The 19,512-nt window shown below is 58.1% G+C and carries 19 protein-coding genes and 1 pseudogene; 10 read left to right on the forward strand and 10 right to left on the reverse strand.

Translation table 11 applies throughout. From position 1 onward, the window contains the following. The first annotated feature begins 65 nt into the window (after window positions 1–65). A complete protein-coding gene (locus So717_RS14690; RefSeq protein ID WP_159978586.1) occupies window positions 66–2,045 on the forward strand; it encodes a putative bifunctional diguanylate cyclase/phosphodiesterase in 1,980 nt (659 codons plus the stop codon). 11 nt (window positions 2,046–2,056) lie between these two features. Here So717_RS14690 and So717_RS14695 read toward each other — a convergent pair whose 3' ends face one another. Continuing rightward, on the reverse strand, window positions 2,057–2,515 hold the full coding sequence (locus So717_RS14695; RefSeq protein ID WP_159978588.1) for an Lrp/AsnC family transcriptional regulator: 459 nt from the start codon (window positions 2,513–2,515) through the stop codon (window positions 2,057–2,059). 139 nt (window positions 2,516–2,654) lie between these two features. Between So717_RS14695 and ald the strand changes: the two genes are divergently transcribed. Then, the gene (ald, locus tag So717_RS14700; RefSeq protein WP_159978590.1) at window positions 2,655–3,773 is read left to right on the forward strand and encodes an alanine dehydrogenase; all 1,119 of its coding nucleotides are present in this window, start codon (window positions 2,655–2,657) and stop codon (window positions 3,771–3,773) included. Here the strand turns inward: ald and So717_RS14705 are convergent. Beyond that, entirely contained in the window at window positions 3,763–4,662 is a 900-nt protein-coding gene (locus tag So717_RS14705) for a LysR family transcriptional regulator (RefSeq protein WP_159978592.1), read from the reverse strand. The two genes, ald and So717_RS14705, sit on opposite strands and share 11 nt — an antisense overlap. Window positions 4,663–4,760: 98 nt before the next feature. On the opposite strand from So717_RS14705, the gene So717_RS14710 reads away from it, so the two are divergent. Beyond that, the gene (locus So717_RS14710) at window positions 4,761–5,042 is read left to right on the forward strand and encodes a DUF1330 domain-containing protein (protein WP_159978594.1); all 282 of its coding nucleotides are present in this window, start codon (window positions 4,761–4,763) and stop codon (window positions 5,040–5,042) included. Window positions 5,043–5,101: 59 nt separating this feature from the next. On the opposite strand, the gene So717_RS14715 is transcribed toward So717_RS14710, so the two are convergent. Continuing rightward, complete coding sequence (locus So717_RS14715; RefSeq protein ID WP_159978596.1) at window positions 5,102–6,154, reverse strand: sodium-dependent bicarbonate transport family permease; 1,053 nt, start codon at window positions 6,152–6,154, stop codon at window positions 5,102–5,104. A gap of 96 nt (window positions 6,155–6,250) precedes the next feature. On the opposite strand from So717_RS14715, the gene So717_RS14720 reads away from it, so the two are divergent. Next, a complete protein-coding gene (locus So717_RS14720) occupies window positions 6,251–7,150 on the forward strand; it encodes a LysR family transcriptional regulator (RefSeq protein WP_159978598.1) in 900 nt (299 codons plus the stop codon). A gap of 28 nt (window positions 7,151–7,178) precedes the next feature. Here So717_RS14720 and mscL read toward each other — a convergent pair whose 3' ends face one another. Beyond that, window positions 7,179–7,607 (reverse strand): large conductance mechanosensitive channel protein MscL, encoded by a 429-nt coding sequence (gene mscL, locus So717_RS14725; protein ID WP_159978600.1) that lies wholly within the window; start codon window positions 7,605–7,607, stop codon window positions 7,179–7,181. 149 nt (window positions 7,608–7,756) lie between these two features. Between mscL and So717_RS14730 the strand changes: the two genes are divergently transcribed. Next, on the forward strand, window positions 7,757–8,461 hold the full coding sequence (locus tag So717_RS14730; protein WP_159978602.1) for a glutathione S-transferase family protein: 705 nt from the start codon (window positions 7,757–7,759) through the stop codon (window positions 8,459–8,461). An 86-nt stretch (window positions 8,462–8,547) separates the two neighbouring features. Here So717_RS14730 and smpB read toward each other — a convergent pair whose 3' ends face one another. Beyond that, on the reverse strand, window positions 8,548–9,036 hold the full coding sequence (gene smpB / locus So717_RS14735; protein WP_159978604.1) for an SsrA-binding protein SmpB: 489 nt from the start codon (window positions 9,034–9,036) through the stop codon (window positions 8,548–8,550). A 124-nt stretch (window positions 9,037–9,160) separates the two neighbouring features. On the opposite strand from smpB, the gene So717_RS14740 reads away from it, so the two are divergent. Next, the gene (locus tag So717_RS14740) at window positions 9,161–10,012 is read left to right on the forward strand and encodes a metal-dependent phosphohydrolase (RefSeq protein WP_159978606.1); all 852 of its coding nucleotides are present in this window, start codon (window positions 9,161–9,163) and stop codon (window positions 10,010–10,012) included. Between the two features lie 130 nt (window positions 10,013–10,142). Here the strand turns inward: So717_RS14740 and So717_RS14745 are convergent, their stop codons facing one another. Together So717_RS14745 and So717_RS14750 are read right to left on the reverse strand one after the other, a co-directional pair. Beyond that, complete coding sequence (locus tag So717_RS14745) at window positions 10,143–10,571, reverse strand: c-type cytochrome (RefSeq protein WP_238840961.1); 429 nt, start codon at window positions 10,569–10,571, stop codon at window positions 10,143–10,145. A 175-nt stretch (window positions 10,572–10,746) separates the two neighbouring features. Then, a complete protein-coding gene (locus tag So717_RS14750; protein ID WP_238840962.1) occupies window positions 10,747–11,127 on the reverse strand; it encodes a SpoIIAA family protein in 381 nt (126 codons plus the stop codon). 170 nt (window positions 11,128–11,297) lie between these two features. On the opposite strand from So717_RS14750, the pseudogene So717_RS14755 reads away from it, so the two are divergent. Then, window positions 11,298–11,606 (forward strand): annotated as a pseudogene (locus So717_RS14755) (hypothetical protein); the annotation flags it as partial. Between the two features lie 363 nt (window positions 11,607–11,969). Here So717_RS14755 and So717_RS14760 read toward each other — a convergent pair. Continuing rightward, on the reverse strand, window positions 11,970–12,491 hold the full coding sequence (locus So717_RS14760) for a glutathione peroxidase (RefSeq protein WP_159978610.1): 522 nt from the start codon (window positions 12,489–12,491) through the stop codon (window positions 11,970–11,972). 122 nt (window positions 12,492–12,613) lie between these two features. Here So717_RS14760 and msrB point away from each other — a divergent pair, with 122 nt between their 5' ends. The 3 genes from msrB (at window position 12,614) to So717_RS14775 (ending at window position 15,759) form a co-directional block, all read left to right on the forward strand. Continuing rightward, window positions 12,614–13,063: a peptide-methionine (R)-S-oxide reductase MsrB gene (gene msrB / locus So717_RS14765; RefSeq protein WP_159978612.1), complete on the forward strand. Its 450-nt coding sequence runs from the start codon at window positions 12,614–12,616 to the stop codon at window positions 13,061–13,063. Further along, the gene (msrA, locus tag So717_RS14770) at window positions 13,060–13,572 is read left to right on the forward strand and encodes a peptide-methionine (S)-S-oxide reductase MsrA (protein WP_159978614.1); all 513 of its coding nucleotides are present in this window, start codon (window positions 13,060–13,062) and stop codon (window positions 13,570–13,572) included. Before msrB ends, msrA begins: the two co-directional genes overlap by 4 nt. 108 nt (window positions 13,573–13,680) lie before the next feature. Continuing rightward, window positions 13,681–15,759, forward strand: a complete 2,079-nt coding sequence (locus So717_RS14775) for a methyl-accepting chemotaxis protein (RefSeq protein WP_159978616.1) — start codon at window positions 13,681–13,683, stop codon at window positions 15,757–15,759. A gap of 324 nt (window positions 15,760–16,083) precedes the next feature. Here the strand turns inward: So717_RS14775 and So717_RS14780 are convergent, their stop codons facing one another. Further along, entirely contained in the window at window positions 16,084–16,749 is a 666-nt protein-coding gene (locus So717_RS14780) for a biliverdin-producing heme oxygenase (RefSeq protein ID WP_159978618.1), read from the reverse strand. Further along, a complete protein-coding gene (locus So717_RS14785; protein ID WP_275113676.1) occupies window positions 16,742–19,297 on the reverse strand; it encodes an HWE histidine kinase domain-containing protein in 2,556 nt (851 codons plus the stop codon). The genes So717_RS14780 and So717_RS14785 overlap by 8 nt, the downstream gene beginning before the upstream one ends. Between the last annotated feature and the right edge of the window lie 215 nt (window positions 19,298–19,512).

Here is a 19,512-nt window from a genome sequence, read left to right on the forward strand (position 1 = left end):
GAAGGCACCGGTCGTTAAGTCAGATACGTCACAGTCCAAGCTGACGTGATTGGACGGAGACGGGGATGCCCAACACCACAGCACCACCTGAGGAAGAGAGTCTTTTCACGAGCCTCAAACGCTGTGCTTTGCCTGCCGTGTTTGTCTGTGGCATGACAGCCGCCATTGTCTTTGGCGTGCACGACATGGTGCAGCGCGCCGTGGATGCGTCAGTTCGCGCGAAGGCGGACCGGGATGCACGTCACTGGGCCAGCCATGTTCAGGAGGGGTTTGGAGACCCGGCCACGCTTTTGCAGACCGGCCTATTGAGCCCGGCACAGCAGGATCTGATCGACATCGCGATCTCCCATGGCAATGTGTTTTCCTTTGTGCTCTTCGATTCAGACGGGCGGTTGGTCTATTCCTCCGACTATGGCGTGTCGAATACACGGGCCGAACAGGTTGAACATCCGGTTGCGAGCAGCGTGATCCGCTCTCAAGAGCCGCAGATCGATATCATCAAAAGGCCCCGCGTGGACGGGTCACACAATCTGTTTGTGCATGCATTTACACCGATCGGAGATCAGAACGGCCAGCCGCGCGGTGCGATTGGCCTCTACATCGATAAATCTGCTGATGCGGCGCTCTATACCAAGTTCATGTACTTGATTGGTGTTGTTCTTCCGCTGATCTGCGCCCTGCTCTATGCGCTCCCTGCCCTGGCGTTCATCATGAAGCGGGAGCAGGCCTTCGCACGCACACGGCGTGTTGCGGCACTCTCACGTCATGATCATCTGACAGGCGCGCTGAACCGTCAGACGATGTCCCGCGAATGTCAGGCCCGCTTTGCCAAGCGCCCTGCTGGGCAGAGCATTGGCGTCTTCTTTCTCGACGTCGACAATTTCAAGACCATCAATGATGAGAATGGGCATGCCTTTGGCGATGCCTACCTGAACCACCTGGCGTCAATCCTGATGGGCAGTGTGCGCGAAGGTGATCTGGTCGGGCGCATGGGGGGCGATGAATTTGTGATTGCGCTGCCGAATGCCACCATCAATGTGATGGAGGCGGTCAGCCACGCCATTCTGGACAAGGCGCGAGAACCCTTTGAACACAAGGGGCGCACCATTCAAAGCAGCGTCAGCATCGGCTATCATCTGGCGGATACCTCCATGACAGCGCCAGAGGCGCTGCAGGCTGCAGACCTGGCCTTGTACCACGCCAAGGCAACCGGCCGAAATACGGCGGTGGCTTATTTCCCGGCACTCGACACGCAAAAGATAAGGCGCAAGAAGATCGAGATGCGGTTGCGCGACGCGCTTGAGCGGTCTGAATTCGAGATCGCGTTTCAACCCATCACATCATCGTTTGAGGGTAAAATCCTTGGGTTTGAAGCGCTTGTCCGGCTCAGCTTCGAAGACGGCACACCGCTGGGGCCGGATGAGTTCATCCCCATCGCCGAAGACTGCGGGCTTGTGCAACGGATTGGTGAACATGTTCTGACGCATGCGGTTGAAACCGCAAAGGGCTGGCCCGAGGATGTCTTTGTGTCCGTCAATCTCTCGCCCTCACAATTCGACCGGGCCGATGTGGCACAGATGGTGGAGCGCCTGCTGATCCGGCTTGATTTTCCCGCGCACCGTCTGGAGCTGGAAGTGACCGAAGGGCTGCTGCTGGGCAACAAGGAGCATGTCTCTGATCAGCTGGCCCAGCTCAAACGGCTCGGCGTCCGCATTGCGATGGATGATTTCGGAACTGGTTATTCCAGCCTCGGCTATCTGTGGAAGTATGAATTCGACAAGCTGAAGATCGACAAGATCTTTATGGAAGGCCTAGACTTTGACAAGGACAGATACCGCGAAGTCATCGAAACCATCATCGTACTGGGGCATAAGATGGGCATGACAGTGGTCGTAGAAGGGGTGGAGACAGCTGGTCAGGTCGAGATGCTGAGCGAGCTGGAGTGCGATCAATATCAAGGCTTCCTTTTCGGGCGCCCCATGTCAGCAGCAGAAACCGGGCCAGCCCTCGCCAAACAGCAACGCGATACGCCTCAATCCGCGTGATCGGCCCGGGGTCAAACCGGCAAGGCCGTTGTCTTGAACACCGTTCGCAGTGCGAAGGAAGATTGCATCTGGCCAACGCCTGGCAGCCGGGCCAGATACTGCCGGTGGATGCGTGCAAAATCCTCGGTGTTTTCCGCCACGACCTTCAAAAGATAGTCTGCCGACCCTGCCATCAGGTGGCACTCCAGAACATCCGGAATGCGTCGCACGGCCTTCTCGAAAGCATCCAGAACCTCATCGGCCTGACCTTGCAGCGTGATCTCAACAAAGACAGTGGTCGGCACCCCCATCTTGCGCGCGTCGAGCAAGGCCACATAGTCGCGAATGTAGCCGTCCTTCTCGAGTCGCTGCACACGGCGGTGACAGGCCGAGGCTGAGAGGTTGACGGCCTCACTCAATTCCGCATTGGCCATACGTCCTCGGCGCTGCAGGGCACCAAGAATCCGCTTATCTGTTGCATCAAGGCTCATGAGCGCTGGATCTTTCTAAAAATGGCGAGATCAATGCAAGTATATTCGAACTGTTAGCCCAATGGCGAGCTATCTTTGAAAAAACATTGCGGTGATCGCAGGTTAAGCCTCAATCAAAGCTCAGACAGAGGACAATCACATGATTATTGGCTGCCCAACAGAGATCAAACCTCAGGAGTTTCGGGTCGGAATGACGCCAAATGCTGCGCAAGAGGCCGTTAGCCACGGACATGAGGTGTACATACAGACCGGAGCTGGCGCAGGCGCGGGTTTTGAAGATGCGGATTACATCGCAGCGGGCGCCAAGACGGTCGGGACCGCGGAAGAGGTCTTTGCCAAAGCGGATATGATCGTGAAGGTGAAGGAACCGCAGGCCGTTGAGCGCAAGATGCTGCGCGAGGGGCAAGTGCTGTTCACCTATCTGCACCTTGCGCCCGACCCTGACCAGACGCACGATCTGATCGCATCGGGTGCCACCTGCATTGCCTATGAGACCGTCACTGACAACCGCGGGGGGCTGCCGCTGTTGGCACCGATGTCCGAGGTCGCGGGCCGGTTGGCGCCGCAAGTGGGGGCGTGGACCCTGCAAAAGGCCAACGGCGGGCGCGGCGTGCTCATGGGCGGGGTACCGGGCGTTGGCCCCGCGCGCGTGATCGTGATCGGCGGCGGTGTTGTCGGCACCCACGCCGCCAAAATCGCCGCTGGTATGGGTGCGGATGTGACCGTGCTGGACCGGTCCCTGACCCGGCTGCGCTATCTCGATGATGTCTTTGGCGGCACGTTCAAGACCTCCTTCGCCTCGGCTGGCAACACCATTGAGCTGGCGCAGGCGGCAGACATGATCATTGGGGCCGTGCTGATCCCCGGCGCGGCGGCGCCGAAGCTGATCAGCCGCGCGCAGCTGGCAGACCTCAAACCGGGTGCAGCCCTCGTGGATGTCGCCATTGACCAAGGCGGGTGCTTTGAAACCTCCAAGGCCACGACGCATGAAGACCCGATCTATGACGTGGACGGCATCATGCACTACTGCGTGGCCAATATGCCGGGCGCGGTGGCCCGCACCTCCACCATCGCCTTGGGGAATGCCACAATGCCCTTCATGCTGGCGCTGGCAGACAAGGGCTGGCGGCAGGCCTGTCTGAACGATCCGCATCTGATGAACGGCCTGAACGTACATGCGGGTCAGCTGACCTACGATGCGGTCGGTGAGGCGCTGGGGATTGATGTGATCGCACCTGAAGTCGCTGTCAAAGGCTAACCGGCGTCTCACGCGTGCGTCCCTCAAAGAGCGGACGCATCGCGCTGATCCGTGCGGCGGCAAAGCTGGTGAAGGTTGTCACCTTGCGCGTATGCCGCAAATCCGCGTGGGTCAGCACCCAAAGCGGCCTGTAGGCGAGTAAGGGCACGGCCGGCAACCGCACAAGGTCCGGCTCGCTGTCGCCGATGAAACAGGGCATCCGCGTGGCGCCGAAACCGGCACGCACCCCGGCAAGTGCTGCATACATGTCATCGACCGTGAGGGTAACCCGCCGCTGCGGCCAAGCCTCTTTCAACACGTCCGGCGGCCCCGGCCAATGCGCAAACCGGATCCAATCGAGCGGGCGCGCAGGGTCGTCACCCAATGCCTCCAAAAGCGCGCGGGAGACAAAGACCGCCGCCTTCTGTTCGGTCACACGCCGCCCCACCAGCGTATCCCCCGGCGAATCGGAGATGCGAAAGGCCACATCCGCCTCATGCGCAGACAGGTTCAACGCCCGGTTGGCCGCAACAATCGACAGATCAATGGCTGGATAAGCCTGCTTGAAATCATGCAGGATTGGCGCCAACAATCGCTCGACCAGCAGCTGTGGTGCGGTGATTGTCAGGCTCCCGCCCAGCGCCTGATCCCGTGCCGTCAGACTGCGGCTCAACTCGTGACTTCTGGCTTCCATCTGCTCGGCAATGGCTGCCGCCTCGACACCTGCCTCGGTTGGGCGATACCCCGCCTTGGCCCGATCAAAGAGCCGCGCGCCCACCGCCGCCTCCGCCGCAGCAATGCGACGAGAGACAGTGGCATGGTTCACTTTAAGTGCGCGGGCTGCACCGCTCAGCCCGCCATGGCGGACGGTCTCAAGCACAAACCGCAGGTCATTCCAGTTCAGGTTCATCTGATCGTTTTTGCACATCCAAAGGGCAGTGTTGAGCGGTTTTTGGAAAGCAAGCGACCCGCTATCAAGACGGTGTTTATCAGGAAAGGAGATCCATCATGCCTGCATACGTTTATGTCACCCTCGACGTCACGAACACAGAGAAGCTCGCCGCCTATCGCGAGAAAGCAGGAGACGCGCTGGCCAAGCACGGCGGTAGGGTTCTGCAAGCTTCCTCGTCGTCAACGGTGTTGGAGGGAGACAGACCAGCCCCCGGGATAGCGGTGGTTCTGGAATTCGACACGCGGGACGCGGCGGAGAACTGGCGCGCCGACCCTGATCTGGCGACCGTCCATCAGTTGAGAATGCAGGCCGGGGCCACGTCCATCACGTTGCTATGATGATCGCAGCCCCCAAGCTGTTGTCAGGGCTGTGGGGGCTGTTTCTCTGGCTGGCGCGGTCAAAACCCGATGGTCAGCTCCACCAGCGCCATGAACAGTGGAATGCTCAGGATGGCCACCGGCGTGCCCAGCCCGGTCGACGAGCCGACATAGGCGGAGGGATTGGCCTCAGGCAGCGCACCACGCATGGTTGGTGGGCCAGAGATATCCGAACTTGACGCCGCCATAATCGCCAAGAGGACCACACCGCCGCCCGAAAAACCTGTGAGGTGATGCGCCAGAAGGCCGAGGCTGAAGCCCATCATGCCATGCACCAACGGCGCGGTCAGACCATAAAACACATAGGCATGCGCCACCTTGCGCAGCTCGGACAGGCGTGACCACGCCTCCATCCCCATCACCAGCATCAGGATCGACAACAGCCCGCGGAACAGGGGCTCGTAGAAACTCGCATAGACCGCCTCAGGACGCGCAAAGAGGCCGATCGCAATGCCGAGGATAAGCGCCGAGATCGCCGGGCTGCGGAGGGTGTCAACCATGATGCCACGGACCATCTGCCCGTCAAACCCGCGCCCACCGCCGCCGCCCATGGTCATGGTACCGCCCGACTGCAGGGATGTCGCAGCCTTGCGCTCGGCGCTCATCCGGGCCAGCACAATCGCGGTGACCAGGGCTGTGATATCCATGAAGGGATAGAGCGCGCCGATGAAGCCCTCGTAGAAAATACCTTCAGCGTCGAGCATGGCCATGCCAGCAGCCAGGGTCGATGCCGACACCGCACCAAAGAGCCCCGCCGTTGCCATCCCGTCCATCCGGGACACGCCACGCCACCGCGCGAGAGTGCCGCTACCCAGCAGAACAATCACAATGCCGATGGCTGCGGCACAGGCCGCTGGTACAGCGAGCGCGATCAGGTCTGCCTCTCGCACGGAAATCCCGGCGCCAAGCCCGACCTTCAAGAGCAAGAGCATCACGATGAACTTATAGACTGGGTCCGGCACCTCAAGCTTGCTGCCAAGGGCTGCAAGCATCATGCCGCCCAGCAAGAAGGCGAGCGTCGGCTTTTGCATTTGCGCCAGAATCGTTGTGGCGATGTCAGCGATGATATCCATGGGCAGGCTCCTTTTTGGACATTCCCGGGATATGGCGCAGCACTGATGAGAATAAAAATATATCTTTCTTGAGAATTCATTCTATTTTATAGAACTATGGATGCACTCAACTACCACCACTTGCGGTACTTCCGCGAAGTTGCGCATGACGGCACACTGACGCGTGCCGCCGAGCGAATGAACCTGTCGCAGTCGGCTCTCTCAACCCAAATCCGCACATTGGAAGACAGGCTGGGCCATGCGCTGTTTGATCGGGTTGGGCGTCAGCTGGTCCTGACGGAAGTGGGGCAGATCGCACTGGATCATGCGGACCGGATCTTTGGCACCGGTCAGGAGCTTCTGGCCACCTTGCAGCGCACAGGAGACCGCAGCGCACCGCTGCGGGTGGGAGCGATCTCGACCCTGTCGCGCAATTTTCAGCTGCAGTTTCTACGCCCAATTCTTGGCCAGCCAGATGTCAGCGTTGTCCTGAAATCCGGCAGCGACAGCGTGCTGCTCGACGCTTTGACCGCGCTTGCTCTGGATGTGGTGCTGACGACAGATGTGCCGCATAACACCTTTGGCACCGACATGACCGCTCAACGGATCGCGGATCAACCGGTGGCGCTGCATGGCACGCCGGAGCGAATGGCCTATACCTCCCTGAAGGATATGCTGGAGAGTGAACCGGTTATCCTGCCCACGGACAATGTGATCCGTAACGGTTTTGACAGTCTGGTCGCGCAATTGGGTGTCAGCCCGCGCATTGTCGCCGAAGTGGATGACATGGCGATGGTTCGCCTGCTGGCACGAGAGGCGGCAGGGCTGGCCATTGCACCATCGGTGGTGTTGGCGGACGAGATTGCCTCCGGACGTTTGCAAACAGCGCCGTTTGATCTGGGCATCGCGGAGAGCTTCTATGCGGTCACCGTGCGCCGCAGCTTCCCCCACCCTTTGCTGTCCAGGCTTTTGAAAGCGGGGGCTCTGCCTAGCATGTCGCAGTCCGCGCCACCTTAGGCGCGGGCTGCCTTTGCTGGGGGCTTGCTCAGCCGGATTTTTTCAAAGCATCCCGAATCTCAAGCAGAACGTCCAATTCGCTGGGGCCTGCGGGCTCTTCCGGGGCGGCCTCTTCTTCCGCGGTGGCCGCATCCTTGATCCGATTGACCATCTTCACCAGGAGGAAGACCACGAAGGCTACGATCAGGAAGTTGATCACCGCCATCACGAATTTGCCGACCGCAAAGACCGGCACACCCGATTCAGTGGCCGCTTCGATTGAGGCAAACGTCTCTTCGCCCAACACGTAGAACCAGCCGGAGAAGTCGATGCCGCCGGTGAAAAGCGCAATGATCGGATTGATCAAATCGCCCACAAGCGATGTGACGATGGCCGTAAAGGCGGCCCCGACTATGATGCCGACGGCCATGTCCATGACATTGCCCTTGGCGATGAAATCCTTGAATTCGTTGATCATCAGGTGTCCCTCACTCTGTTTTCCGGCGGTCCGTTTCCTTGACCCAGCCGCCTTGTGCATTTGTTAACACATTGCTGCGCGCAAACGAGACTGTTTTTGCGGGGAAAATTCCCTAGCTTGCAGCCGATGCCAGAGTAAGGAGATGTCGGATGGGCGATGTATCGAATTTCAAAATCAACGAAAAATGGCCTGCGGCGCGTCCGAGGGTGCTGCAGCTTTATTCCTTTCCGACACCCAATGGGGTGAAGGTGTCAATCGCGCTTGAGGAAATGGGCATCCCTTATGAGGCACATACGGTGACGCTCGCGGATGCGGATGTGAAAAGCCCCGAGTTCCTGTCGCTGAACCCGAACAACAAGATCCCCGCGATCATTGATCCCAACGGACCGGATGGCACGGCCGTGACGCTTTTCGAAAGCGGCGCAATCCTGATCTATCTTGCCGAAAAGTCCGGTATGCTGCTGGGCAAATCCGCCAGTGAAAAGGCGCAGATCCTGCAATGGGTCATGTTCCAGATGGGGGGGCTGGGTCCGATGTTCGGCCAGTTGGGGTTCTTCTACAAATTTGCAGGCTCTGAGTGGGAAGACAAACGCCCTCAGCAACGCTACATCGCCGAAGCCAAACGGCTGCTGTCCGTGCTAGACGGCGTGCTTGATGGCAAGACCTGGATTGCGGGTGACTACTCCATCGCGGATATCGCAATTGCACCCTGGTTGCGCGCGCTGGATTTCTACGGCGTCAAAGAGGTGCTGAGTTTCTCAGACTATGAAAATGTGGTGGCCTATCTTGAACGCTTTCTGGAACGAGCGGCGGTAGCGAAAGGCCTGCAGGTTCCACCGCGTGAACCAGCCTGAGGTATGGGTGGCCTGAAAGCCCACCCTACCTGCCAGCACAGACCGCGCAGCAAGCAGGTGCGGTGGGCTTTCAGGCCACCGCTTGTCTAGCCATGATCTTTCATCAGCCGGGATTTCTGCCGTGACCAATCGCGCTTGGCTGCGGTCTCGCGTTTGTCGTGCAGCTTTTTGCCCTTGGCCACGCCAATCTTGATCTTCGCCATCCCGCGATGATTGAAGTAGAGGACCAGCGGCACCAGCGTCATGCCCTTGCGTTGCGTTGCATTCCAAAAATCCGCAAGCTGTTTGCGGGACGCCAGCAGCTTGCGCCGCCGCCGCTCCTCATGCTGGAAGGTCTTGGCTTGTTTGTAAGGGGCGATGTAGCTGTTCACCAGCCAAAGCTCACCCTCCTCCACCGCCGCATAGCTTTCCGCGATATTGGCGCCACCCTCACGCAGCGACTTGACCTCCGATCCTTCCAGGATGATCCCGCATTCCACATCCTCTTCAATCGCATAGTCGAACCTTGCCCGCCGGTTCTCGGCGACCACCTTGTAGTTCGGGTCGGATTTGGATGCGGATTTCACCTGGGCCATGGGCGCAGATGTAGTCTTTGCGCCAGCCCCGCGCAAGTCGGCCCTCAGGCCCGTTTAGACAGAATGGCCCATTGATCAAAAATGGTGTATGACCGGGCAAGACGTCAGGCCCTGGAGGTCCCTCATGTTCAACCCGACAGCAACGCTGGCCGCTTCTTTTGGCGATCATCTGTCGGAGACATTTCTGGAGTATTTCTCGGGTCGTGAACCCGAATATGCCGCCTTCATCAGCGGCTGCGCCAAGATGGTGCTGGAGCGGTTGGCCAATTCGGATGCGCTTTACCACAATGCGGAACACACCATCATGGTGACGCTTGTGGGCCAGCAGATCATACGCGGGCGTCTGGTGTCGGAAGCGTTGCAACCCCGCGACTGGCTGCACTATATCGTTGCCCTTCTGCTGCACGACATCGGCTATATGCGCGACATCTGCAAGGGCGACACTGCAAACAGCGTTGTCATCAATGCATCGGGAGACTGCATCACGCCACCGCGCGGCGCATCTGATGCCTTTCTGGCCCCCTACCATGTAGATCGTGGCATGATGTACGCACGCGAGCGCTTTGCGGACTCAGGCCTGATTGACGAGCAACGGATTGCGGCAGCGATCGACTACACGCGCTTTCCGGTTCCCGGCGATGCACATTACCATTCGACAACAAGCGAACCCGCGCTTGCCCGCGCGGCCGATCTGATTGGTCAAATGGCGGACCCGTTCTACCACCGAAAGATCGGCGCGCTTTATCAAGAATTCAAAGAAACCGGCATGGCCGAAGAGTTGGGCTATCAAAGTGCCGTGGATCTCATGGAAAAGTTCCCCGACTTTTTCTGGTCTCAGGTCCAGCCATTGATTGGCCCCGCTCTGGGGCATCTGGAGCATACGATGGAGGGCAAGCAATGGGTGGCGCAGCTCTACAATCATATCTTCCAGGTGCACCACCGCACCAGCGTCCTGGGCCCGTTTTCTGGCGCCTGAACCCTGCCCAAAACTCAACCACATGGGGAACGCCAGCAACAGTTCCGCAGCATTTCACATGGCACCTGCCCCGCGGAGGCCCCACCCGAGGAAAGCGGTGCTGACAGGGTCAGACACCTGGCCGCTGCGCTCACTGTTGGATGCTCTCAAGATAAAACAACAATCCAGCTAGCTCTCTTGGTGTCGGCGTCAGCACGCCCTCTATCTCCACAGGAACCAGATCTTCAGCCATGGCACCGCCAAACTGCGGCATGACGCGGGCGAGATGGCTGTTTTTGGGGTCACCGTAGATGTAGCTCAACGCCCGAGCGGCCGGAAAAGCGCCTTTATTATCGGCACTTAATGCGGTGAGATCAGGAGGCGCGACAGCGAGGCGGCCGGCCTGCACTGTTTTGCCGCGACCGTCCGTTCCGTGACAGGAGGAGCAGTTTGCAGCAAAAAAAATCGCGCCATCAGCCTGCGTCGGCATCACCTCGTCTCGCCCGTCCAGATTGGTGCAAGAGGCCAGAACCGATAGGGCACTGCCGAACGCAATTCGGGTCAGGGTGATCTTGTGCATGGGTGTCCTTCCAGTTGAGTTCTGTGTAACGTCAGTCCGCAACGTCGCATGCATGGCGACGGGGACCATAGGGTTGGCGCCTTTCCCGCAGGGATCAGTTGACAACTCGGATGGTTGTACGCGCGTGCCCTCCCATGCCTATGCAGCCTGTGCCAGAACAAGTTGCCCTGTCCGGTCACCCATCAAGATGTTCATGGGTATCCGCCAACGCGTGGCTCTCTAACTCGTCATCCAGCCAACGCTCTGCGGCCACCATATCCGAGAGTTGGAAGCTCTTGATTTGAAACGATGGGATCACCGCGCCCTTAATCTCTGCAGCAGTGCGCAGCCAACTGACATCCGTGACAACTGCACATTTGTCGAACTTGCCGAGCAAGCCAAATAGCTCTGGCAACTGACTAAGCTCTACCGCGAGAGCACCGATGGTCGGAAACTCGAAATCGGATATGACATAGAGAAGCTTGCCGTCCGAGATATCCATCGATTTCTCGATAACTTCATTTAAGCCCGCCCTCATCAGCTCCTTGTCGAGAGCGCCAGAAAGCTCAATGTCCAAACGGTTTTCAGATCGCTGTAAGACTCTCAACACGGATCGCACCCTCCTCTTGTTGAAAAGGAGCATGTACACATCAGACAGACGTGTCGTTGATGCAAATCAAAGGCGTTTCCACCGAGATAGAGGTGCTGGTCACCCCCAGAGTACTCGCTGAATGCGGGATCAAATCGCCCCCCAAACCCGCCACGACCGGGGCTATCGCCCACAACGAGGCAGTCAACGCATCGCGCGCTATCTGGGTCGCGTCATCTGGCGATCCCTCTCGGGACATTTGCTTTGCAAATACCCTGCCGGTCAGCAGATGGAGCGGTGACCACCGCCGCAGCCGTGTCGAAACCAAGATGCATTGCGTGAAACTGCTGAGGCAGCGCCTTATGGCACGGGACGTCGAAGGCGGGTCGCCAAAATCCAAGTCCGCATCGCTGTTCTTCAATCGCTGCACCGCGCCTGGCATTCCCGCTACCAGGGCAGTAGTCTAAACCCGCCAGGGGAAAGGGCACCAACGACCGCCAACCGATTTGGGCAACCAAACCGGCTGATCCGACCAACGGGAGCAGGTCACCATTGCAGAAACTCTGCTCAAAAGTGACCCATGTGATTGGAGCCAGATAAACAGGTGTGCCCCCATTCCGGCGAGGCTTCTCCGGACCGATCCGCATGATCGCGACGATCCCGCATATTCATTCAGCGGCCAGCAAGCCTCCCAATGATATACGTGTAGACCCCATTGTGTTGGTGATGGGCAAGTGACGGCGCGGTGGTTTTGACCTTCACCAGCAGAAGTACGGGTTCATAGGTTCATTCCTGGTCGTAAGGGCGCCGATCGTTCGAACACTCCCAGCTCACCGCAGAAGTGCCTCAATCGCTTGAGTGATTTTAGGTGACTGCGGTTTGGTACTACTGCCCCAGGTACCGACCACTTCGCCCTCAGGTCCGATCAGCACCTTGTTAAAATTCCACCGGGGAACAAACCCCGTCTCTGCCGCTACCTCCTGATAAAACACATGCGCTCCCTCGCCCTTCACCCTGGTAATATCCGCCATGGGCAGATCCAGCCCGAAGGTGACTTCGCAGAATTCCTTAACCTCCTTGGCGCTGCCAAGCTCCTGATTGAAATCATCAGATGGCACCGCCAATACCACCAATCCCCGATCGCGATACGTATCGTAGAGCGCCTGCAGCCCCTCATACTGCCCAGTGAACCCGCATTGCGAGGCTGTGTTCACGACCAGCACCGGCTGACCCGACCAATCGCCCGTGTTCAACGTACCTCCGTCAATCGACACAAATTCATGCGCCGAAACACCAGCCTGTGCTGCTGCCCCGGCCACCATCCCAATGATCGCCGCACCAACCCTTGTCATATTGCACTCCCTCTCTGCTTGCCCGGGATATAGGGCCGCCGGCGCGAATGTCATGCACCCGGCACCTCTTTAACTCCTGGCGATTTGACCCATCTTAGAGGCAAAGCGTGAAAGGAGGCCCCATGCCCACTTATGAAAAGACCGAAGAGGCGATCTCAAAGCTCTCGCTTGAGGAATACCGTGTCACCCAGCAGAACGGCACCGAACGCCCCGGCACAGGCAAGCTCCTGTATAACAAGTCGCCCGGCATCTACGTCGATATCGTCTCGGGCGAGCCACTCTTTGCCTCAGCCGACAAGTATGAGAGCGGCTGCGGCTGGCCCAGTTTCACCAAACCTATCGAGCCCGCCCATGTGACGGAGCTCAGCGATACCACCCTCGGCATGGTTCGCACCGAGGTCCGTTCAACTCATGGCGACAGCCATCTTGGCCACGTCTTCCCCGATGGCCCGCAGGACCGGGGCGGGCTGCGCTACTGTATCAACTCCGCAAGTTTGCGGTTTGTGCACCGTGACGACATGGCCGCCGAAGGCTATGGTGACTACATGGATCAAGTGGAGGACGTGGTATGAGCCATCAGCGCGCAGTCTTGGCGGGGGGATGTTTCTGGGGCATGCAGGATCTGATCCGAAAACGCCCCGGCGTGATCTCGACCAGAGTGGGCTATACCGGCGGGGACGTGCCACAGGCGACCTACCGCAATCACGGCACGCACGCTGAGGGCATCGAGGTCATTTTTGACCCCAAGCAGGTCACATACCGAGAGGTGCTGGAGTTCTTCTTCCAGATCCACGACCCCACCACACCCAACCGTCAAGGCAATGATGTCGGCATGAGCTATCGCTCGGCCATCTACTACGTGGATGACGCACAAAAGCAGGTGGCCCTCGACACCATCGCCGATGTGGAAGCCTCAGGCCTCTGGCCGGGCAAGGTGGTGACCGAAGTCGCGCCCGTCGGCGCTTTCTGGGAGGCCGAACCGGAGCATCAGGATTATCTGGAACGCATCCCCAATGGCTATACCTGCCATTTCCCGCGTGCCGATTGGGTTTTGCCCAAACGCACGCAAGCCGCTGAATAACCAGCCCTACGAGCTTCGGCCTGGCCCTCGCTTTGCAGGGCCGGAACCTTCAATGGTTTCTTAATATTGGATGCATAACACGGACTCTCCATCACTGCGGAGATCCAGATGGCACGACTGTTTCGAAAATCACCCCCAACCCCGTCTTCGAGCCATGAACACGCGGCTTTTCTCGCCGCGATTGACAACAGTCATGTGCTGGTCTGGTTTGCACCAGACGGCACCATCCTGGACGTGAATGAAAACTTTTGCCAGCTGTTCGGCTATACGAAGGACGAGGTTGTCGGCAAATCCCGACGCATCCTGCTCGACAAGGATGACCCGGAAGACAAAGATGAAGAGGCGGCGATACGTGGGTTGAAATCCCCCGGACCACGCGCTGATGTGGTTGGCCGGGTGACCAAGACGGGTCAGAAACTCTGGCTCTCGGCAACCTATCTTCCCATCACGGACGCTGCTGGCAAGGTGGTCAAAATGGTCACCGTAAGCCACGACCTGACCAGCAAGGTAGAACTCGAACGTGCGGAAAAGCAGAACCTCCTGCGCCAGATTGAGGCGATATCCGCGACCCACGGCCGCGTTGTCTATGATGTGGATGGCAAGATCCTCGAAGTGAACGACATGGCGCTCGACCTGCTGGGATATGAGCGGGAAGAGTTTGTGGGAGAGAATTACGCCAAACTTGTTCACCCGGACTACGCAGGCACCGACCGCTATGAGAAATTTCTGGAAGAGGTCAAGAATGGTGTGGTGCCAGCCGGCAACTTCAAACGGTTCCGAAAGGATGGCACGGGCCTTTGGGTGCAGTCGATCTACTGCCCTGAGCGTGACAAGGACGGCAATGTGGTCCGAATGATATCGGTCAAAAGCGATGTGACCGCGATCATGGAAGCCAATGACATGACCAATACGATCACCAAGATCCAGGCGGTGATCGAGTTTTCGCCTGATGGCACCATCCGCCATGCCAACGATCTGTTCCTCGGTGCCATGGGCTACACGCTTGATGAGATCGTGGGCAAGCATCACAGCATGTTCATGCCTGACGGCGAGGTTGACACGCCGGAGTACGCAGCCCATTGGCGCATTTTGCAGGAAGGCAAGTTTCATACGGGCGAGTACCGGCGTCGCGCAAAAGATGGGTCAGATGTGTGGATTGCCGCAAGCTATACGCCCGTGATCGGACCCAATGGCGAGACGGTCAAGGTGGTGAAATACGCCACCGATATTACCCCCCGGGTACAGGCGATCAAATCGCTGCGCGATGGGCTGGCGCACCTGGCGGAGGGCGACTTGCGCCATGAAATCCTCGGGACGTTCGGGCGCGACTTCGACCCGCTCAAACAGGACTTCAACACGGCAATCGCGAAGCTGCGCACTAGCCTCGGCGGTGTGGTCGAGGCAAGTCGCGAGATTGACAGTGGCACCAAAGAGATCTCGACCGCCTCAGACGACCTCAGCCGACGGACAGAAAGCCAAGCGGCCTCGCTGGAAGAGACGGCCGCAGCCATCGCCGAAATGTCGGCCTCGGTGAAATCCACCGCCGACATCGCCAGAAACACCCGCGATGTCGTTGAAAAGACCAAGTCACGGGCCACCGCCAGTTCCGAGGTGATGGCGCAGGCGCGCACAGCGATGGATGCGATCTCGTCAAGCTCGGATGAAATTTCGAAAATTACCTCGATGATTGAGGATATCGCATTCCAGACCAACCTCTTGGCACTGAACGCCGGGGTCGAGGCGGCCCGCGCGGGCGAGGCCGGACGCGGGTTTGCCGTGGTGGCCTCAGAAGTCCGCGCATTGGCGCAACGCTCATCAGAAGCTGCAACACAGATCGCACATCTGATCGCCACCTCGGCAAATCAGGTCCATGAGGGCGTCGATTTGGTCTCAAAGACCGGCGAGTCGCTGGCAGAGATCGACAGCTTTGTCGCCGATCTGACCAAGATGGTGGCGGATATTGCTGCGGCAGCGGCCGAACAATCCGGCGGGTTGGATGAAATCAACGGCTCGGTCAGCGCGCTTGACGACGTCACACAAAGAAATGCCGCCATGTTCGAGGAAACCAATGCGGCCACCCAACTGCTCACCAATGAAGTCGAAAAACTCGGCAAGATCGCCACGTCTTTCAGCATCGGCACCGAGGGCGAGGATGCAATTGCCTCACCAGACAGGCTTGCGTCGTGATCAACAGAGTGTTGCGACCCAGGACTGGCAGCGTGACGGTCGGCCATGGTCTGAGAGGCCAAGATCATTGGCTCCCGAGGGCGAGGTCTCTGATGCCCGTTAACAGACCGCGTTGGCAGTTTTGCGCCAAACCTTAGGTATTCCTAGCCTATCTGGTTTTATGCCGCACGGTTGGCAAAGCCCAAACGTCTCTAGAACACAAGGCGTCTGGAGAATGTAGCCCGAGGCAGGACAATCAGACCGTCCACCACTCTCAAGGTACGATCAAAACGTAAGATGCAACGAGAGTTGCGAGCATCCTTCGCGAGAGGCGCCTATCGCTTTCTAAAGCCCGCCGTTCGTGGGTTGGCCGCCAACTGCCAGAGTAGTGTTGTGCTGAGATGCACCAATACCGGCAGCATTGGCGGCAGATGCCACCGCGTCGATCAGTTCGAAAGTCTGCCGCGCCCCGGTCGAGATGCAATCAAGTGCACCCTTCTGCTTGCAACTTTGATCCAATTCGACAACCAGCGACTTCCAGTTTTGCGGATCGGGCTTCAGGCCATAGTAGGCCATGGGCGCCATCGGCAAGGTTTGCTTCAGATGCTGGCGTATCACGGCTCCACCAAATTGAGCACCATGCAGCGTGTAAAGCATGCCCAAGACTTCATGATCTGTGCCGAAGTAGAACAAGTCGTCTGACATATCTTGCGATGCCGACGGCGCATCCTGGAGGAGTGCTTTGCATTGACGTCGCAGTGAAAAATCATCGAAGGCACCCGACGCAGACCGACAGTTCTCCGCCGCAACAAAGACGTCGCGGAAAACACAGAGAATCCGCCTGTATTCCGGCACCGATAGATCGTCAGCGAGAAGCCGGCCAATCAGGGGATGATGATGCAGCGCTTCATGCGCTTGGCGCGTTCTCGCAGCGATTTGAAAGCGCGCTGTTTGAGGCGATACAGTAGTACCGGCCTTCGGTACCGAACCTGGATCACCCTGGTCAGTCATCTGCGCTCAGCATCATCTCGATGGCGTTCTGCAGTTCCAAATCGGGGATGGGCTTGGTGAAGCGCGGCACATGTTGCAGGTTGGTCGGCAGCATGGCCTGGTCGCCGTAGCCGGTCACAAAAACGAAGGGGACGCCCAATCCCATCAGACGCATGGCAATGGGCTCGCTTGTCTCACCGGTCCCGAGATTGACGTCGAGCACTGCGAAAACCGGGCGTTCCTCTTCGAGGTATGCCATCGCCCGATCCAATCCGCCAAAGCGATGTACCTCGTCAAACCCGCAATCCTCGAGTTGATCGTTCATCTCTTTTGCGATGACGAAGTTGTCTTCGACCAGAAGGGCTGCCCCTCGAATCTGCTGGGAGCGCACATAGTCCTTCGAGCTTTCGGCCGTCGGTTTGATGGCCGTATCTCCGGACGCCTGTTGTTGCAATGTCTGGGTCAGAACCCTGTTGGGCAGAAACAGGCGGCCGATAACCCCAGATGGGTCAAAGATCAGCTCACTTTCACCTTCCAGCTCATAGGGCACGGCCTGTTCGATGAGCGTTGTCCCGAACCCGCGCTCCTCGGGCTGTTTGACTTCAGGACCACCGGATTCGCGCCAATTGAACCACAGCCCGTGTGGCGTTTTACTTGTGCGGATATCGACGGCCCCACCTTCACCCGACAAAGCCCCGTATTTTACGGCATTGGTCGCCAGCTCATGGATCACGAGTGAAACGATGGGGGCCACCTCGGCGCGAACGTAAACATCATCTCCAGACAGGCTGATGCGCGCCTCTTTCTCGAAAGGTTCCAGTTCGACATCGATCAGTCTGTAGAATGACGCAGAAGACAGATCGGAACCTGAGGCAATGTCATGGGCCGAGGCAAGCGCCAGAATGCGGGACTCAAGCGCCGCGGAATAGGAACTCAAATCTCCGTATCGACGCTGGGCTTGTTTGGAGACCGATCTGACAAGGGCGAGAATGTTGCGCACCCGGTGATTCAGCTCATTGATCATGAGCTTTTGCTGACGGTTCATGGTGTTCAACAGGGACCGGCGTTCAGCACTGTTGACCAAGGCCAGGATGCGCTTGGCGAAATAGATGTCCTGATCGGTCCAGGGTACACAGCGCCCATTTACCTGCTGAAGATAGGTTTTGAAGGAGCCGCGTGGGGCAAGGCGTGCTTGACCTGTCGGGGTTTCTTCCACGGTCTTTTCCGGGTTGCCGGCCCAGTTGACCACCTGCTCCGCTTCTCTGCGGAAAACCACCATCGCGTTGTCTGAGTTCATGGCTGCCGCGACGGCGCCTGCGTTTCCTCGCAAAGAATCCCGCAGGTCAGGGAAACGCTCACCAAGGCTTTCAACGGTGATGACGGCCCCGGGGTTCGCCTGGGCTTCCTCAAGCAGGCGCTGGTTCACGATGTCGTCCGGTACATCGCCAAAGCTATTGGTTCGCGAGCCGATCAGCATTGCGAAACCGGTTGCACTCATCACATCTTTGGCCAAAGGCGCAATCTGCGGCAGCGGCAAGTCAACGTCTTCATCCTTGTCCATCTGCACAAGAAGGTCGTCTTTGATCCGATCGACGCGTTCTACAAATTGAAGCCGCTCTTCCTGCAGCAAGGTCTGCAATTTGAACAAAAAGATGCCAAGAAAGCGGGCCAGGATATTGCGGAGCGCTGGCGCGGGGAGACGCGGTTTTCGATGGTGGAAGGAGATCATGCCCCACAGTTTATCGCCAACCGTGATCGACAGTGTCATGGTGGCCCTGACATCCATATTGCGCAGATACTGAATGTGGACAGGCGACACGCCACGACACTCGGCGAGTGTAATGTCCAACGGCGGCAGGTCGGCAGTGGCCGCTTTGATTGGAGCGGGTTCCTGATCCACATCCTCGATAAAGCGCAAAGGCAATTTCGCCATGATGGCCCGGGCTTGCGCGGGTATGTCCCAGTGAGGAAACTTCAGACCGAGGAAGGGCTCCATGACCCGCGGACGGGCCTCGGCGATGACTTCTCCATTGTAGTCCTTGTCGAATCTGTAGACCATGACGCGGTCATACTCAGTCAGATGACGCAGGAACTTGGCTGTCACGTCGAACAGCGTCTTCTGGTCGGAGCAGTCTTCGATTTCCTCCATCAAGGTGCTGACCGTCTTGAACGCATCGTCGCTGCCCAGATCGGGATCATTCGCAGCCTCAATTTGCAGAACAATGTATCCCTGACTTTCGAATGCCGCCAACTCAGCTTCAGCACCGTTCAAGTTGAACCGGCCCACAGAGCAAAGTTTGATGTTAAATCTTGGCAAGCTAGCCGCGTTCATCACGGCATGAACGATTTCCCTATCGAAAATCGACGCGAGGTCCTGACCAAGCAATTGAGCTGTAGACACACCTATGAGTGTGGCGCAGTTCTCGCTTGCATACGCGATCTCATGTGTCTTGCGGTCTATCGCCAGCAAACAGCAAAAGGGCTGAACTGTTCCGGGAATATGCACCGGCTCCGCCGCACATGTCTCAAGCGCGCGATTGAATGCCGTATCAGCTCGCTCTTCTGACATCCGCTCGCCTCGCTTTTCTCAGAGACCAAATAGTTAGTCTACGCGCAATCCAGTTCAAGTCGGTAATCGTTCGATGATACTTGTTTCCGTGGATAAAAGATTTGATCATCTTGAGATCGCGTTATAGGCGCGTTCGCCTTCTTACACACGGTATATTTCACCGAAGATGCGGCAACTTCAAGGCTGTGTCAGCTTCGACCCCAACTGCTTATTTG

Source organism: Roseobacter cerasinus (genome assembly GCF_009811755.1).
In the GTDB taxonomy this organism is placed as follows: Bacteria; Pseudomonadota; Alphaproteobacteria; order Rhodobacterales; family Rhodobacteraceae; genus Roseobacter; species Roseobacter cerasinus.

Excerpts from the sequence above, each read along its gene's own strand:
- So717_RS14690 (WP_159978586.1), top strand. The coding sequence starts at position 66 with ATGCCCAACACCACAGCACCACCTGAGGAAGAGAGTCTTTTCACGAGC.
- So717_RS14695 (WP_159978588.1), bottom strand. The coding sequence starts at position 2,515 with ATGAGCCTTGATGCAACAGATAAGCGGATTCTTGGTGCCCTGCAGCGC.
- ald (WP_159978590.1), top strand. The coding sequence starts at position 2,655 with ATGATTATTGGCTGCCCAACAGAGATCAAACCTCAGGAGTTTCGGGTC.
- So717_RS14705 (WP_159978592.1), bottom strand. The coding sequence starts at position 4,662 with ATGAACCTGAACTGGAATGACCTGCGGTTTGTGCTTGAGACCGTCCGC.
- So717_RS14710 (WP_159978594.1), top strand. The coding sequence starts at position 4,761 with ATGCCTGCATACGTTTATGTCACCCTCGACGTCACGAACACAGAGAAG.
- So717_RS14715 (WP_159978596.1), bottom strand. The coding sequence starts at position 6,154 with ATGGATATCATCGCTGACATCGCCACAACGATTCTGGCGCAAATGCAA.
- So717_RS14720 (WP_159978598.1), top strand. The coding sequence starts at position 6,251 with ATGGATGCACTCAACTACCACCACTTGCGGTACTTCCGCGAAGTTGCG.
- mscL (WP_159978600.1), bottom strand. The coding sequence starts at position 7,607 with ATGATCAACGAATTCAAGGATTTCATCGCCAAGGGCAATGTCATGGAC.
- So717_RS14730 (WP_159978602.1), top strand. The coding sequence starts at position 7,757 with ATGGGCGATGTATCGAATTTCAAAATCAACGAAAAATGGCCTGCGGCG.
- smpB (WP_159978604.1), bottom strand. The coding sequence starts at position 9,036 with ATGGCCCAGGTGAAATCCGCATCCAAATCCGACCCGAACTACAAGGTG.
- So717_RS14740 (WP_159978606.1), top strand. The coding sequence starts at position 9,161 with ATGTTCAACCCGACAGCAACGCTGGCCGCTTCTTTTGGCGATCATCTG.
- So717_RS14745 (WP_238840961.1), bottom strand. The coding sequence starts at position 10,571 with ATGCACAAGATCACCCTGACCCGAATTGCGTTCGGCAGTGCCCTATCG.
- So717_RS14760 (WP_159978610.1), bottom strand. The coding sequence starts at position 12,491 with ATGACAAGGGTTGGTGCGGCGATCATTGGGATGGTGGCCGGGGCAGCA.
- msrB (WP_159978612.1), top strand. The coding sequence starts at position 12,614 with ATGCCCACTTATGAAAAGACCGAAGAGGCGATCTCAAAGCTCTCGCTT.
- msrA (WP_159978614.1), top strand. The coding sequence starts at position 13,060 with ATGAGCCATCAGCGCGCAGTCTTGGCGGGGGGATGTTTCTGGGGCATG.
- So717_RS14775 (WP_159978616.1), top strand. The coding sequence starts at position 13,681 with ATGGCACGACTGTTTCGAAAATCACCCCCAACCCCGTCTTCGAGCCAT.
- So717_RS14780 (WP_159978618.1), bottom strand. The coding sequence starts at position 16,749 with ATGACTGACCAGGGTGATCCAGGTTCGGTACCGAAGGCCGGTACTACT.
- So717_RS14785 (WP_275113676.1), bottom strand. The coding sequence starts at position 19,297 with ATGTCAGAAGAGCGAGCTGATACGGCATTCAATCGCGCGCTTGAGACA.